The 15,842-nt window shown below is 66.5% G+C and carries 12 protein-coding genes; 6 read left to right on the forward strand and 6 right to left on the reverse strand.

Going from position 1 to position 15,842, the window contains the following annotated elements:
- Positions 1 to 134 precede the first annotated feature (134 nt).
- The 5 genes from hemB (at position 135) to IEW22_RS03535 (ending at position 3,530) form a co-directional block, all read left to right on the forward strand.
- Complete coding sequence (gene hemB, locus IEW22_RS03515) at positions 135 to 1,121, forward strand: porphobilinogen synthase (RefSeq protein ID WP_188585196.1); 987 nt, start codon at positions 135 to 137, stop codon at positions 1,119 to 1,121.
- Positions 1,122 to 1,221: 100 nt separating this feature from the next.
- Complete coding sequence (locus tag IEW22_RS03520; protein ID WP_188585197.1) at positions 1,222 to 2,232, forward strand: hypothetical protein; 1,011 nt, start codon at positions 1,222 to 1,224, stop codon at positions 2,230 to 2,232.
- Positions 2,232 to 2,615, forward strand: a complete 384-nt coding sequence (locus tag IEW22_RS03525; protein WP_188585198.1) for a hypothetical protein — start codon at positions 2,232 to 2,234, stop codon at positions 2,613 to 2,615. The genes IEW22_RS03520 and IEW22_RS03525 overlap by 1 nt, the downstream gene beginning before the upstream one ends.
- Before the next feature lie 10 nt (positions 2,616 to 2,625).
- Positions 2,626 to 3,288 carry a hypothetical protein gene (locus tag IEW22_RS03530; protein WP_308421353.1) on the forward strand — a complete coding sequence of 221 codons (663 nt, stop codon included), beginning with the start codon at positions 2,626 to 2,628 and terminating at the stop codon, positions 3,286 to 3,288.
- Positions 3,285 to 3,530, forward strand: coding sequence for a hypothetical protein (locus tag IEW22_RS03535; protein ID WP_188585199.1), 246 nt, complete (start codon positions 3,285 to 3,287; stop codon positions 3,528 to 3,530). The genes IEW22_RS03530 and IEW22_RS03535 overlap by 4 nt, the downstream gene beginning before the upstream one ends.
- A gap of 99 nt (positions 3,531 to 3,629) precedes the next feature.
- Here IEW22_RS03535 and IEW22_RS03540 read toward each other — a convergent pair whose 3' ends face one another.
- The 3 genes from IEW22_RS03540 to IEW22_RS03550 form a co-directional block, all read right to left on the reverse strand.
- Complete coding sequence (locus tag IEW22_RS03540; protein ID WP_188585200.1) at positions 3,630 to 5,609, reverse strand: acyl-CoA dehydrogenase family protein; 1,980 nt, start codon at positions 5,607 to 5,609, stop codon at positions 3,630 to 3,632.
- A 218-nt stretch (positions 5,610 to 5,827) separates the two neighbouring features.
- The gene (locus tag IEW22_RS03545; RefSeq protein WP_188585201.1) at positions 5,828 to 7,033 is read right to left on the reverse strand and encodes a serine hydrolase domain-containing protein; all 1,206 of its coding nucleotides are present in this window, start codon (positions 7,031 to 7,033) and stop codon (positions 5,828 to 5,830) included.
- 76 nt (positions 7,034 to 7,109) lie between these two features.
- On the reverse strand, positions 7,110 to 8,711 hold the full coding sequence (locus IEW22_RS03550) for a flavin-containing monooxygenase (RefSeq protein WP_188585202.1): 1,602 nt from the start codon (positions 8,709 to 8,711) through the stop codon (positions 7,110 to 7,112).
- Positions 8,712 to 8,909: 198 nt separating this feature from the next.
- On the opposite strand from IEW22_RS03550, the gene IEW22_RS03555 reads away from it, so the two are divergent.
- The gene (locus IEW22_RS03555; protein ID WP_188585203.1) at positions 8,910 to 10,745 is read left to right on the forward strand and encodes a sigma-54-dependent Fis family transcriptional regulator; all 1,836 of its coding nucleotides are present in this window, start codon (positions 8,910 to 8,912) and stop codon (positions 10,743 to 10,745) included.
- A 7-nt stretch (positions 10,746 to 10,752) separates the two neighbouring features.
- Here the strand turns inward: IEW22_RS03555 and IEW22_RS03560 are convergent, their stop codons facing one another.
- From IEW22_RS03560 to gabT, 3 genes are all read right to left on the reverse strand, one after another.
- Positions 10,753 to 12,228: an NAD-dependent succinate-semialdehyde dehydrogenase gene (locus IEW22_RS03560; RefSeq protein WP_188585204.1), complete on the reverse strand. Its 1,476-nt coding sequence runs from the start codon at positions 12,226 to 12,228 to the stop codon at positions 10,753 to 10,755.
- Positions 12,229 to 12,377: 149 nt separating this feature from the next.
- On the reverse strand, positions 12,378 to 14,393 hold the full coding sequence (locus IEW22_RS03565; RefSeq protein ID WP_188585205.1) for a primary-amine oxidase: 2,016 nt from the start codon (positions 14,391 to 14,393) through the stop codon (positions 12,378 to 12,380).
- Positions 14,390 to 15,751: a 4-aminobutyrate--2-oxoglutarate transaminase gene (gene gabT, locus IEW22_RS03570; RefSeq protein WP_188585206.1), complete on the reverse strand. Its 1,362-nt coding sequence runs from the start codon at positions 15,749 to 15,751 to the stop codon at positions 14,390 to 14,392. Before gabT ends, IEW22_RS03565 begins: the two co-directional genes overlap by 4 nt.
- Positions 15,752 to 15,842 lie beyond the last annotated feature (91 nt).

Genomic DNA, 15,842 nt, shown 5'->3' on the forward strand with positions numbered 1-15,842 from the left:
GTGTGCCACTGCCGGACACCGAACGATCCCACCTCCCCTCGGGGCGGTGGGATCGTTCGTTCACGGGTTCACACCTGCGCTGGTGAGAATGCCCATAGGGCAGTGTCGGTAGCTGTGCTCGTAGGCTGGTTGTCATGTCGATCGATCGTCCCTACATCCGTCCGCGCCGACTGCGCACCACCCCCGCGATGCGACGGCTGGTCGCGCAGACGACTCTCGAGCCACGCAATCTCGTGCTGCCGATGTTCGTCGCCGACGGCATCGACGCCCCGCGCCCGATCGAGTCGATGCCCGGGGTGGTCCAGCACACGCGCGAATCGCTGCGCAAGGCCGCCCATGAGGCGGTACAGGCCGGCGTCGGCGGGCTGATGCTCTTCGGCGTCCCGTCGCCCGGCGACAAGGACGCGCTCGGTTCGGGAGCCGACGACGCCGACGGCATCCTCAACCTCGGATTGTCTGATCTGCGAAGCGATCTCGGCGATTCGACGGTGCTCATGGCCGACACCTGCCTCGACGAGTTCACCGATCACGGCCATTGCGGTGTACTCGCCGCCGACGGCCGGGTGGACAACGATGCGACGCTGGAGCGGTATGTGTCGATGTCGCTGGCGCAGGCACGCGCGGGAGCGCATCTGCTCGGGCCGAGCGGGATGATGGACGGTCAGGTCGCCGCGATCCGCACCGCGCTCGACGCCGAGGGATTCACCGACACCGGCATCCTCGCCTACACCGCCAAGTACTCCTCGGCGTTCTACGGTCCGTTCCGCGAGGCGGTCGGGTCGAGTCTGCAGGGCGACCGCAAGACCTACCAGCAGGATCCGCACAACCGCGACGAGGCGATCCGCGAACTCGAGCTCGATCTCGCCGAGGGCGCCGACATCGTGATGGTGAAGCCGGCGATGAGCTACCTCGACATCGTGCGCGACGTGGCCAATGTGGTGGACGTGCCGGTGTCGGCCTACCAGATCTCCGGTGAGTACGCGATGATCACCGCCGCCGCCGAACGGGGCTGGATCGACCGCGACGCCGCCGTCCTCGAATCGCTCGTGGGGATCCGGCGCGCCGGTGCGTCGATCATCCTCACCTACTGGGCGACCGAGGTCGCCGGCTGGTTGTCGTGACCCGCTGAGTCCGCGGTAACGGCCCGCTGGGCAGGGCGATAGGCGGTGATGTGACCCGGTCCGTCGAATGCGTGCGGGAGTCGGTCACTATCCTCGTGTCATGTCGGATTCTCAGGGGCCTCATCAGGCCGGTCCGTATCCGCCATACGGTCAGCCACCGCAGACGACGCCGAAGGATCCCTCAGTGCGTCCGCCGCTGGTCCAGCATGTCGCGATGGCCACCGAGCTGTGGCTGGTGGTGATCCTCATGCAGATCGTGGCCTACGTCGGGGAGTATTCGCGCGGCCGGGACATCATGCGCGACGCGGCGAACTCGCCGGAGGCGGCCGATCTGGTGAATTCCACGGCGTTCCTGGTCACGATGTGGGTGGTCGTCGGCGTGATCATGGCCGGTATCAGTCTCACGGTGGTCTGGTTCACCCGACAGGGCTACAACTGGGCGCGCATGGTGCTCATCTTCTTCAGCGCCTATGTGGTGGTCGGTGCGGTGTCGGTGTGGTTCACCAGCGATCGCACGTCGTGGACGATGGTGCCCACCGAGATCGGCGGCGTCGCGGCGCTCGGCGCGCTGTTCCTGCTCGGACAGCGCGACTCCTCGGGCTACTTCGCCGACATGAGTGTCTGGCGCACGCGGCGTCGGGCGGCGAAGTCGGGATATCTGAACCCGTATCAGCAGGTCAACTACCCACCCCGCCAGTACCCGCCCAGTAGTTACCCACCCGGGCAGTACCCGCCGAATAGTTACCCACCCGGGCAATACCCGCCCAGCAACTACCCGCCCGGCCAATACCCGCAGGGTCAGTACCGGCCCGGTGAGCCCCCATCTGGGCAGCCCTCGTCTGGTCAGCACTCGTCTGGGCAGCCGCCGGGTGCCGAGCAGTATCTGGGACAGACCGGCCAGTATCCGCAGGGTCAGTACCGTCCGCCCCAGCAGCCCGACCAGTACCCACAGCCCGGCCAGTACTCGCAGCCCGGCCAGTACCCTGCATCTGGGCAGCAGCCGGGGGAGCAGTCCGGTCGACATCAGGCAGACGATCGCGCGCAGCGCGGCCCGACCGCCCCGGATCCCCGCTCGACACCCGACCACGACCACCGCGAGGACAACCAGTGATGAGTACCACCCCGGCGACGACGCCGCCGAAGACCGCGCGATGGGCGATCGGGCTCTGGTGGACCGGCGGTGTGCTGCTGGTGCTGTTCGGCGTCATCGTGGCCGCCGTGAACGATCACGCGGGTGTCCGCACGATCGGCATCATCTATGTGCTGATCGGCATCGCCGACATCGTGCTGGGGCGCCGCGCCTTCGGTCGTGATTCGCGGGCGCGCTCGGCGGTGTCGGTGCTGACGCTCGTGGTGACCATGTTGTCGATGATCGGAGCCGTCATTCTCGGGACGGCGGTGGCGATGCTGCTGCTCGCCTCCCTGTTCGCGCTCGGTGGTTCGCTGATGTCCTATCGCCCCACATCCGAGCCGTGGTTCAACCCGAAGTCCTGACATCGACACCGTGAGCACACCGTCATCGCAGCCGACCGGAGAAGAACACCGCGAGGTGCTCTTCCGCGAGGACGGCGGCTCGTGGTGGGTGGTGCTCATCGGGCCGGTGCTGGTTCTCGCGGTGATCCTGCTCGAGGCCTTCACCGGCGACGGCCATGTGCACTGGGCGGTGCTGATCATCTTCGGCCTCATCGTCACCGGGTTCTCCGCGGTGCAGGTGGTCGCGGCACGGCGACATGTCAGCGTCGAACTGACCGACACGCACCTGCGTCAGGGCACCAAGACGATAGCGCTGACCGACATCCGCGCGATCTATCCCGAGAACCGCGGCAGCGATGCCGAGAAGTGGGAGAGTGCCCCGGCACTCGGTGAGTTGAGCGGGGTACCGCGGCGCCGCCACGGGATCGGGCTGCGATTCGACGACGGCAAGCTGGCGCAGGCGTGGGCTCGCGACGTCGACACCTTCCGGCGGGAGCTCAGTGAGGCTCATCTGGCCGCACAGATCGCCGCTCGACAGCAGACCGGCGAGACGAAGCGAAAGAAGCGGTCCGACAGGGGTTCCGGCCCCGCTCCCGCGACCGACACCGCACCGGAGGACGACACCGCACCGGAGGACGACACCGGCCGCGATGCGAATCACGCAGACGATCCAGGCAAGGGGCAGTCCTCATGATCCGCCGGTTGATCGCAGTCGTCGTTGCCGTGGCGGGGGTGGTGATGCTCGTACTCGGTTGTCTCAATGCCACGCGTACCGCGTCGATGCCGCCGACCACCTACAACGGAAAGCAGATCGCCGGCCCGTACGACCAGCTGATCATCGATGGCAACTGGGTGGCCATCGCGACCGTGGGCGCCATCATGGTGCTGTGCGCGGTGTTCGTCGGGTTCACCCGGTCGACCCGTCCAGCGCAGTGATGACCGCGCAGTGATGACGCGCAGTGAGCGCGCCGCGGTGGTTGCCCGCCTGCGACAGGCAACCACCGGTCTCATCTGATCGTTGTCAGACCGTGAACCTCACGCCATCATCTCGGTCTTCAGGAGTGCCTCGGGCACGCCGAAGGCATCGACCAGGGTGCGAGCGTGCGGACGCAGTTCCTCGCAGAGGTCGTTGACACCCCGGCGGATGCTCTTGGCGCGTTCCACCGAGACGAAGCGGTGCATGAGGAACCAGCCGAGATCGTTCTCGAGTGCGCTGTAGACGTAGAGGTCACAGACCTTCCACAGCAGCTCCTTGGTCTCGGGTGAATCGACGTCGTCGATCGCCTCGATGAAGGCCTCGAGCACCACGCGTTCGGTGTGGGCTGAGGCGACCTTGAGGATGTGGTCCTGTGCGGAGTTGTAGACCTCGAACGGGTCGGCGTCATCGCCGGTCGCGCGCCGCATCCTGGTGGCGGCGGTGCGCAGGAGGTGCTCCTCGCGGCCGCGGAACAGCCGCAGCTGGGTGCCACGGTTGGTGAGATCGGACTTCTCGAGATCCTCGTCGGAGGAGTTCAGCAACGTCTGCACCACCTGTCGTGCCGCTGACTTCTCCAGGAACACATCGCGGGCCATGCCGGCGACGAAGCGCGCCAGACCGACCGTCGAGAGCCCCTGTACGTCATCGGCGTAGGCGGTGAGCAGCTCCTTGCCGACGAGCTGGGTGAGTACGGTGTTGTCGCCCTCGAAGGTGGTGAACACATCGATGTCGCCGCGCATGGTCGACAGCTGGTTGGCGGCGAGATAGCCGGCGCCGCCGCATGCCTCGCGGCACACGTTGATGGCGTGGGAGGCATGCCAGGTGCTCATCGCCTTCAAACCGGCTGCCGCGCTCTCGAGTTGGCGCTGGCGCGCGGCAAACGCCTTGTCCTCCAGGCTCGGTTCGGGACCCGACTGCAACTCGTGCAACTCCGCGGTCACCTCGTTCTGCGCGAACTGCAGCGCATAGGATTTCGCGATCAGCGGCAACAACTTGCGCTGATGCACCCGGTAATCCATCACCAGCATCTCGGTGTCGGAGTCGGGCGCGTCGAACTGCCTGCGCTGCTCGGCATATCGCGTGGCGATGGTCAGCGCCTTGCGCGCTGCGCTGCCGCCGGTCGCCGCGACGCTGATGCGGCCGCGGATCAGCGTGCCCAGCATGGTGAAGAAGCGCCGGTTGGAGTTCTCGATGGGGGAGGTGTAGGTGCCGTCGGGTTCGACATCGGCGTACTTGTTGAGCAGGTTGGCCCGCGGCACGCGTACGTGGTCGAACACGATGCGGCCGTTGTCCACTCCGGCCAGCCCGCCCTTGACCCCGCAGTCCGAGGTGGTGACCCCGGGCAGGTCGGCGCCGGCCTCGTCGCGGATCGGGACCACGAAGCAGTGCACACCCTGACCGGTCGGCTCGGAGTCGTTGGGTCCGGCGGTGATCAGCTGCGCGAACACCGCGGCAACGCGTGCATCCCGTGCTCCACCGCCGATGTAGTCCTTGCGCGCCGAGGGCGTGGGGGAGTCGATCACGAATTCCTGCGTGGCCGGGTCGTAGGTGGCGGTGGTCTGCAGGGCCTGCACGTTGGAGCCGTGCCCGGTCTCGGTCATCGCGAAACATCCGAGCAGGTCCAGGCTGATCAGGTCGGCGACATAGGCATCGTGGTGGCGTGCGGTGCCGAGGTTCTCGATCGCACCCCCGAACAGACCCCACTGCACGCCGGCCTTCACCATCAGCGACAGGTCGGCGTAGCCGAGCATCTCGATGGCGGTGATCGCACCGCCGACATCGCCGGTGCCACCGTGCTCGGGCCGAAATCCCGCGGCGGCGAAATCGAGATCGGCCAGCTCACGCAGGTGGGCGAACGTCACGTCCCGCGCATCCTCGATCCCCAGCGACGGATCCGGAAGCAGGTCGTCGCGGTCCATATGGGCACGGATGTACTCGCGCAGCTCGTGCCAGCGGCCGTCGAGCGTGCGCTCCAGATCGGCGACGAGCTCTGACCGCGTGGTGTCTTCTGGGGATGTATGGGCATCGGTGACCGTCATGGATCAAGCCTACGTATCAAGCCGCATCTGCGAGGGTGGGTATGTTCACTCCGATTGCGCACTGCAGGACATCGCGTCGAGCGGCGTATGCGCGGTCGGCATGAGCGCTGTCAGGGCCCCGCCGCCACATGGCGCCGGGGCCCTGACAGCCACGGATCTGTGTGTGCCCGCGGACCCCGCGCCGCAGGCACACGAACCGGGGATGTTCCCCCGGCCGGTCAGCTCCCGAGCGTGCGATAGAACTCGGTCTCGAGATCCATGTACTTGCCGAACGACGTGGGATCGCCGAACGGCAGGATCTGGGTGGCCCAGTAGCCGCCGTAGCCGTTCTCGCGATCGATCCAGTAGAACAGGTTGGCCAATCCGGCCCAACCCAGTGCGCCGGCGGGGCGTCCGGTCGGGGCCAGCTCGTTGTTGATCATGAACGGCAGAGACCACGACTTCGACTGTCCGGGGAAGAATTCGGCGTCGTTGGACAGCGATGGGATGACACCGGGCAGCATGGTGACGGCCAGATCGCCGAGGTGGTTTTGCACGGCCATCTCGACCGTCTCGGGCTTGAGTACGCGGCCGTTCTCGCCCTGACCGTCGTTGAGCCACATCCGGATGAACTTCATGTACTCGCCGACGGTGCCGTAGAGCCCATGGCCGCCGAAGTCGACCTCCGGCGGGGAGGGCAGCTCGAAGTCCATCGGGGTCAGCGTGCCGTCGGGGTGGCGGGCATGCATCTCGGCGAGCCGCGACCGGAAGTCTTCGCGCAGAACAAAACTCATGTCCTCGATACCCAGCGGTGCGAAGACGTGCTCGGTGAACACCTCGCCCAGCCGCTTGCCGCGCAGTCGCTCGACCACCTGGCCCGCCCAGTCCACGTTGGTGCCGTAGTTCCAGCGCTCACCGGGATCGAACAGCAGCGGTGTCATCAGCGCTGCCTTGGTGGCGGTGATGACACTGGGCTGGCCCTTCTCCTCGGCCAGTCGGGCATAGGTCTCGTTGAAGAAGTCGTAGCCGAATCCTGCTGAGTGCGTGAGCAGCTGACGTGTGGTCGGGTAGGCCTTCGGTGCCCGCAGGATCGGCTCGCCGGAGCTGTCGAATCCGTCGATCACCTGCAGCTCGCCCAGTTCGGGCACGTACTCGGTGGCCGGGCGATCGAGATCGAGCTTGCCCTCCTCGACCAGCTGCAGTGCCGCGGTGGCGGTGATCGCCTTGGTGGTCGAGAACAACGCGAAGACGTCGTTGGTGGTGATCTCGGCGTCCCCGCCGAGACGGCGCTTGCCGGCGGCCCCCTCGTAGACGTTGCCGTCCCGATCGGTCACCATCGCGACGCCTCCCGCGACAGGTGCCTCGTCGTCGACCGCGGACTGCAGAACCGCATCGGCGGCCCGTCCGAAGACCGACGTGTCGAAACCTGTTACCGAACTTGTCATATCGTGAGTCCTTTCCTGGGCTCCGTTGTTGCTGACAGGGTCTGTGGGCACAGCGCGTGGTGCGGGCGAGATCGGCTCATGAGATCGCGAAACCCTTGTACCCGGCCTCGGCCGCTTCGATGGTCTCGTCCCGGTACGTTCCGACACCGCCGGTGTAGGACAAGACCCGTCGCGGTTTGTCCGGCACATTGGATCCGACGTACCAGGACGTGGTTTTGGAGATGAGGTTGGCGTCGGCCAGCTCGTCGTGATGGGCCACCCACGCGTCCTGACCTTCCTGGGTGGGTTCGATCACTGATTTGCCGTGCGCCTGCAGGTATCCGATGGCGTCGCTGATCCATTCGGTCTGCTGCTGCAGGCACGTCGTCATGTTGCACAGCGCCGCCGAGGGTGCCAGCGGGGCGCCGGTGGTGAGCAGATTCGGGTATCCGTGCACCATCAGCCCCATCATCGTGCGGATGTCACGACCCCACTCTTCGGCGAGGGAGCGGTCGTCGCGCCCGCGGATGTCGATGCGGGTCAGTGCGCCGGTGCCGGCGTCGAATCCGGTGGCCATGATGATCACGTCGAGGTCGTGGCGCGTCCCGTCGGCGAGCACGATGCCCTCGGGCACGATCTCGGTGATCGGATTGTCCTTCACCGCAACCGCTTTCACATTGTCACGGTGGTAGATCTCCAGATAGCCGCTCTCCAGCGGCACGCGGTGGGTGCCGAATCCGTAATCCGACGGGATCAGCAGATCGCACAGCTCGGGATCGCGCAGGCGGGCACGCATCTTCGCGCGGACGAATTCCGAGACCTCCTCGCTCACCTGCTCGTCGGAGAAGATCTCGGCGAATGAGGCCAGCCAGAGCTTGAGCGACCCGTTCTCGTAGTCGGCCTCCAGCCGCGCACGGCGTTGCTCGGGAGTCAGATCGTCCCAGGCGTCGGTGAAGTCGTATTCGAAGCCGGTGAACGTGTGGGGGAGGTTCTCGCGCAGCTCGTCGAACCGGGCCTTGTAGGCCGCGACATCGTCGGGGCCGTAGCTCGGGTTCTTCATCGGCAGCGCGTACTGCGGCGTGCGGATGAACACCGTCAGCGCGTCGACCTGGTCGGCGATGGTTTGGATCACCTGGATTCCGGTGGCGCCGTTGCCGATCACGCCGACACGTTTGCCGGCGAGGTCGACGCCTTCGGACGGCCACCGTGCCGTGTGGACGATCTGGCCGGCGAAGTCCTGCTGACCGGGGAACAGATCCGACATCGGTGCCGACAACATCCCCGCGCAGGTGACCAGATACTGCGTGTCGATGGTGTCACCGGAGTCGGTGGTCACCGTCCACCGATGGGTGTCCTCGTCGAAGACGGCCCGCACGATCGTGGTGTCGAAGGAGATGTCGCGACGCAGGTCGAGGGTGTCGGCGACGTAGTTGAGCCACTGTTCGATCTCGGCTTGACCGGGGAATCGACTACTCCAGCTCCAGCCCTTGTACAGATCCTCGTCGAACAGATACTGGTAGATGTAGGCCTCGGAATCGAACTTCGCACCGGGGTAGCGGTTCCAGTACCACGTGCCCCCGACCCCGGATGCGGTGTCGTAGGCGCGGACGGTCAATCCCTGTTCGCGCAGCTGATCAAGCTGGTACAGACCGGCGACGCCGGCTCCGATCACCAGTGCGTCGAGCGTGGTGTCTGACATTCGATCTCCTCAGGTGAGTGACGATATTCACGATGTGGAGAATGTTTGACCTGTCTCACACTAGCGCGGTGTCCCAATTTGGGACGCACGGGCCCGGCGAACGGTGGTGGTGGAACGGCGCGCGGCGAGGAATAATGTGTCCCGCGTCACAATCCGCCCGTGGGGTCGTGACATCGCCGACGCGGGAGGAGCTGGCAGATGCCCGAGCCTCGTCAACATCAACTCCGGATCGCCGCTGCACGTGCCGACTTCCTCGAATACGGTGCCGCCGGAGCCGGCGGTGTCTGTGATCTGGTGTCGGCATCGTGGCAGCGCAGTTCTGCGGCCGGCGTCGATGCCGACGTCTATCGGGTGCCGTTTCACGACGACATCGATGTCGACTCCCGGCTCGTGCGATGCGCCACGCCGGTTCTGGAGCGGCTGACGGTCGACATGTCCGAGGTCCCGGTCACCATCGCGCTCACCGACGCGTGCGCCCGGATCGTCGACCGACGTGACTGCTCGGCCGCGGTGGGCAGAGTGCTCGATCGTGTGGATTTCAATCGAGGGTTCTCCTTCGAGGAGAGTTCGGTCGGTACCAACGGGGTGGGCACGGTGTTCGAGGTCGGCGCGGCAGTCAGCGTCGTCGGTTCCGAACACTTCAACCAGTCGCTGGTGCAGTTCGCATGTACCGGTGCCCCCATCGCCGACCCCCTCACGGGTCGGGTGGCCGGGGTGCTCGACGTAAGCATGCTCGCCGAGAGCTGGAACCCGCTCGTCGATGCCGTGGTCCGGTCGGCGGCCGCCGAGATCGGGCGCAATCTGCTCCTCGACCGGGGACACGCCACACGCGCACTGTTCGAGACCTATCTGCACGCCGACGCCAGATCGGGGCAGGCGGTTCTCGCCTTCGGAAATTCGGTGATGGTCAACGAGCGTGCCCGGATGTTGCTCAGCCCCGAGGAGATCGACGACGTGGGGGAGTACGCGCGCTTCCTCATGTCACGTGAGGAGGCCGCGTCGCGCATCGTCTCACTCGAGGGTGGTCGACGTATTCGGTTGCGCGCCAAACACATCAGCAGTCATCACGAGGTGGTCGGGACCGTGGTGGTTGTCGAGCTGATCCGCGAGGACGCCGCGGGAGGACGGCATCTGCACGCGGTGGAGTCCGCGGAACAGTCACACGCGGTCGGGGAGAGTGGCCGCGCAGGTATGAGTAGTTCGGCGTGGACGTGTGCAAAGGCCGAGATCGCGCGGTGTCTGGCCGAGCAGCGCAACCTGATCGTGATGGGCGAACCGGGGACGGGCCGCACCACGGTGCTCACCGAGACCTTCGCCGCGCACTACGGGCAGGCGCCCATCCTGGTGGTCGATGCGCAGTCATGCGAACCGCTGCCCGTCCTGGAGATACCGCCGTGTCCGGCCGGTGCTGGGTCGGATGGTCCCGGGTCGGATGTGGGCGAGTCGGATGTGGCCGGATTGGTGGTCATCCGGCACATCGACCGACCGGCGATCCCGAGTATGTCCGGAGTGCGGGCGCTGATCGAGTCGGCGAGCGCCGCAGGCCATCTCGTTGCCGCAACGATGGATCCGGCCGGCCTCCCATCAGACCCGGGGTCATACGCGGAGCTGCTCGCCGCCTTCGGCGACAGTGTGGAGCTGCCGCCGTTGCGCCTACGCGGCCAGGACCTCGGTGCGCTGATCGATCGGACGCTCAGAGAGCTTGCGCCCCGGCGGAATACGCGACTGAGTCCGCAAGCGGCGCGTATCCTCGCCGCCTACACGTGGCCACAGAACCTCACACAGCTGAGGCAGGCGTTGGGGTACGCGCTCTCCAGGAGACCGGTCGGGGAGATCCAGTCCCAGGACCTGCCGGGATTCTGTCGGACCACCACCAGTCGCGTACTCACGCCACTCGAGATCAACGAACGCGACACGATTGTCGCCGCACTGGCCGAATGCGGCGGCAACCGTGCCCGCGCAGCACGCTCGCTGGGGATGGCACGCAGCTCCATATACCGCAAGATCCGCGGTTACGGCATCACCGGGATCTGACGGGGCCTCAGGTGAACGCGATGTACTTCGTGGTGAGGTATTCGTAGATGCCCTCGGAGCCGCCCTCGCGGCCGAGTCCGGACTGCTTCACCCCGCCGAACGGTGCCGCGACGTCGGAGATGACTCCGCGGTTGACCCCGACCATGCCCGACTCGAGACGTTCGGAGACGCGGAACGCCCGGTCGACGTCGCGGGTGTAGATGTAGGCGGCCAGGCCGAATTCGGTGGCGTTGGCGGCGCTGACCGCCTCGTCCTCGGTGGTGAAGGTGGAGACCACCGCCACCGGACCGAAGATCTCGGCCTGCGTCACCGGGGCGTCGGCGGGGACCTCGTCGAGTACGGTCGCCGGGTAGAAGTACCCGGCGCCCTCGATCGCCTCACCGCCCAGCCGGATACGGGCGCCCTCACCCACGGCACCCACCACCGAGGCAGCGACCGAATCGAACTGCTGCTGGTTGACCAGCGGTCCGAGCGTGGTGCCCTCGGCGTATCCGGGGCCCACCTGCAGCTGTCCCATCTTGTCCATCAGCGACGAGGTGAACTCCTCGGCGACGTCGGCGTGGACGAGGAAGCGGTTGGCCGCCGTGCAGGCCTCACCGCCGTTGCGCATCTTGGCCAGGAACGCACCCTGCACGGCGAGGTCGATGTCGGCGTCCTCGAACACCAGGAACGGCGCGTTGCCGCCGAGCTCCATCGAGGTGCGCTGCACATTCTGCGCGGCCTGTCCCAGCAGCATCCTGCCGACCTCGGTCGACCCGGTGAAGCTGATCTTGGCCAGCCGCGGATCGTCGATCAGCGGTGCGGACACCTGTGCGGCATGCGAGGTCTGGATCACTGACAGGACACCGGGCGGCAGCCCCACCTCGTCGAACACCTGCGCCAGCGCGAGCATCGTCAGCGGAGTCTCCTCGGCCGGCTTGACGATGATCGGTGCGCCCGCGGCCAGTGCGGGACCGATCTTGCGGGTGCCCATCGCCAGCGGGAAGTTCCACGGCGTGATGGCCAGTGCGACACCGACGGGCTGGTGGGTCACCAGGATCCGCCCGTTGCCCGATGGCGAGGTGGTGTAGCGGCCGTTGATGCGCACGGCCTCCTCGGCGAACCACCGCAGGAACTCGGCGCCGTAGTTGACCTCGTTGACGCTGTCGGGAAGTGCGCGACCCAGTTCCAGCGACATCAGCAGTGCGAAGTCGTCGGCGCGCTTGCGGACCAGGTCGAATGCCGCGCGCAGGATCTCCGAACGTTCGCGCGGTGCGGTGGCGGCCCACGCGTCGAATGCGCCGACCGCCGATTCCATTGCCGCCGAGGCATCCTCGACGCCGGCGTCGGCGACCTCGATCAGTGTGTCGCCGCTGGCGGGATCGCTCACGGCGAACGTGGCGCCCGACTGTGCCGGGCGGAACCGGCCGTCGATGAACAGTCCTGTCGGGACGGAGTCGAGCAGGTCGCGGCAGGCGGCGGGCAGGATTGCGGTTTCGGTCATGATGATGCTCTTACACCCTCGTTGTCGATGGGATGGAAATCAGGGGGATGCGGGGCCCCGGCCACGGTCGCCCCGGCCACAGTCGACCCGGCCAGGGTCGCGCCGGCGCGACGGTGCGTCTCGCCGGCGCGACCCATGCGAGTGCCGCTTCAGTGCTCGCCGGGGTGGCAGTGCGACGGCGGCGAGGCCGGCACGTCCAGCGACGGGTTGCGGTCGAAGAACCCGAACGGCTTGAGCCAGAACGACACTGTGTCGACCGGCATCACCGGCCAGTCCTCGGGCCGGGTGATGTGGTGGATGCCGAAGACGTACCACATCACCACATCGGTGTTCTCGATGTTGCGATCGGCCTTGACCCATTCGGTGATACCGGTGTCGAATTCCGACTGGTTGACGAATTCACCTGCCGGCCAACGCTCCTCGGGCTCGTTTGCGGTGACCCAGACGGTGTGTCCGATGATCCCGGCACGTTGGAGCACCGGTGCTGCCGGGTCGAACATCGCCGGTATCGCGCCGCCGGGTACGAGCTTGTAGGCCGGGTGATGACCGAGAGCGGTGGTGACGTTGGGGTTGACCACCTTCCACGTGCGCTGAGTGTGGAAGTCGAGATCGCCGGTGCCGCGCAGCTCTGTGCACAGCGGTTCGTTGCGGGTCACCACCGACAGGCCGTACGGATTGTCCGGACCGATCGGCGGAGCATAGGACTCGGTCATGACAACGGTGTTGCCGGATCGTTGTTCGTGTCCGGCGACGGTGGCGCTGTCATCGCCGGCAGGAGCGCCGGCGGTGGTGTCGATGTCGAGATCGAGCCGGGCGACCAGGAAATGCTGGTGGAACGGCGCATAGGTCTGCGTGTCCACCAGGACGCCCGTCGGCGGCTGCTGACCCGGCGCGAACGGCGTGGTCACCATGATGCCGGTGGCACGCACCTCGCACTCGATGTTGCCGTCCTGGTAGAAGCGCCAATAGGTGATGTACTCGTAATTGGCCACCGTCACGTGGAAGGAGACCACCAGGCGACGCGACCGGCGCACCTCGGCTCCGGCGTCGTGATCGACGTGCTTCCAGCCGATCGCATCGTCCTCCTCGTGGATGCAGATCGCGTTGGGGATGCTGTAGGGCTCACCCTTGCTGTTGTGCAATGTGGCGTCGAGATAACGGATCTCACCAAGGCAGTCGCATCCGAGTTCCAGTGAGGTGGTCATGAACCCCAGACCCCACTCACCGATGTCGAAGGCGGTGCGCCGGTAGTGGTCGACGGTGGTGTCGCGGTAGGGGACGATCATCTCCGCGAACGACATCCGGTTGGCGATCGTGCGGACCGTGCCGTTGTCGTCGTAGCTCACCTCATGCAGCGTCATACTCTCGCGGTAGTTGAAACCCACACGCAGTGACCAGTTCTGCCACGTCAGCAGATTGCCGTCGAGTTCGAATGAGGGGCCCTCCGGCTGCACGATCTCCAGTGGCTTCACCGGCGGACGCGTGGACTGTGCACGCAGTCGTTCGGGGATGTGGCGAGGGACGTACTCGCCCATCACCTCTGGTCGCTCGTTGCTGCCGTCGTCCTCGATCCGCAGCACCTCCATGGTGTTGAGATCGACGACGCAATGGAATCCGCTGACCTGATGGGCGTAGGGGTTCATTCCCGGCCCGCTGCGAACCCAGGTGTCGCTCCAGCCGATTCGCCGGTCGCGGTATTCCGGCGGCATCACCGCGGCACCATAGGTCCAGGTGTCCATGAACACCAGGTCCATGTCGGTGATACCGCGCCGGGCCAGCGCCGCGATCACGTCGGGATCCGCGCGCAGGAGTGCATCGCACTCCTCCCACTCGTCGACCATGAAGTTCGGCTGGACACCGGGCACGTGGTCGAACGATTCGGTCCGGCCCGCGGTCAGTGACACGATCGCCTTGTAGGTGGCGTTGCGCTCGGTGTTCAACAGCGTCGCGAGCACCCGTCGGGTGGGTGCCTCACCGTGCTTGCCGAAGGCGTAGAGCGTCTCCTTGTCGGGTTCGATCAGCATGATCGAGGCATATCGCCAGCCCTCGCCCACACCGCGGTCGTGCGCGAGAATCTCTGTCACACGGGTGAATTCGTCCGCCGACAGCGGGTCGAGCGGATGTATCGCCGACACGTTGTCGACCTCGGTGGTATCGGTGGTCATGACGCGGTGACCGCCGGGGCCAGCGCGGCGGTCCGCAGCGCCGATTCCAGGACTGACAGTCCGTCGAGCAGCAGTTCGTCGGGGATCACCAACGGTGGCAACAGGCGGATCACATTGCCGAATGTGCCGCACGACAACAGGATCACGCCCTCGGCGAGGGCCGCGGTGGTGACCGCCTTGGTGAGTGCGGCATCGGGCGCACCGGTCTGCGGATCCACCAGCTCGATGGCGAGCATCGCGCCGCGTCCGCGCACATCGCCGATCGCCGGGATCTGTTCGGCCAACGCCTTCAGGCGCGGCACTGCGATCTCGGCGATGTGTGCCGCGCGACCCGGAAGGTCTTCTGCGGCCATGTAATCGATGGCTGCGACGGCTGCCGCGCACGCGACCGGATTTCCGCCGTAGGTGCCGCCGAGTCCGCCGGCGTGGACGGCGTCGAGGAGTTCGGCACGACCGGTGATGGCCGACAGCGGCATACCGCCGGCGATGCCCTTGGCCGTGGTCACGATGTCGGGCACCAGACCTTCGTGGTCGGAGGCGAACCACGATCCGGTGCGGGCGAATCCGCTCTGCACCTCGTCGGCGATGAACACGATTCCGTTCTCACGCGCCCACTCGGCCAGTGTGGTGAGGAAACCCGGTGCGGGAACGATGAATCCGCCCTCGCCCTGGATCGGCTCGATGATGATCGCGGCGATCTCGTCGCCCCCGATCTGCTTGTCCATCGTGGTGATCGCGCGCTTGGCGGCCGCGACACCGTCGGTGCCGAGGTCGTCACGGTAGGGGTAGGACATCGGCATCCGGTAGACCTCGGGGGCGAACGGCCCGAACCGGTGCTTGTAGGGCATCGACTTGGCCGTCAGCGCCATCGTGAGGTTGGTGCGGCCGTGGTAGGCGTGGTCGAAGGCGACCACGGCGTCACGTCCGGTCGCCAGACGGGCGACCTTGATCGCATTCTCCACGGCTTCCGCACCGGAGTTGAACAGCACCGTGCGCTTCTCGTGATCGCCTGGGGTGAGCCGGTTGAGGCGTTCGGCGACCTCGATGTAGCCCTCGTAGGGGGTCACCATGAAACAGGTGTGGGTGAACCGGGCGGCCTGGGCGGCGACCGCGTCGGCGACCTGGGCGTTGGAGGCGCCCACGGTGGTGACTGCGATACCGGAGCCCAGGTCGATCAGCGAGTTCCCATCGACATCGACGATGACCCCGCCGTCGGCGTCGGCGGCGTAGACGGGAGCCGACGATCCGACACGTGCGGCAACTGCGGCCGAGCGTCGTGCGGCGAGGTCGGTGGAACGCGGGCCGGGGACCGCCGTGGAGAGCGTGCGCTGCTGAGGCAACCGGTAGGAGATCGTCATGGGACAAGTGTGGTCACTCCGGGGCGATCAAGCGATGGTGCAAAATGGCGCATTCGAGCGTGCAGGTGCGACATTGTGTCCACAGCTGGCA

Source organism: Gordonia jinhuaensis, from assembly GCF_014639795.1.
Classification (GTDB): Bacteria; Actinomycetota; Actinomycetes; order Mycobacteriales; family Mycobacteriaceae; genus Gordonia_B; species Gordonia_B jinhuaensis.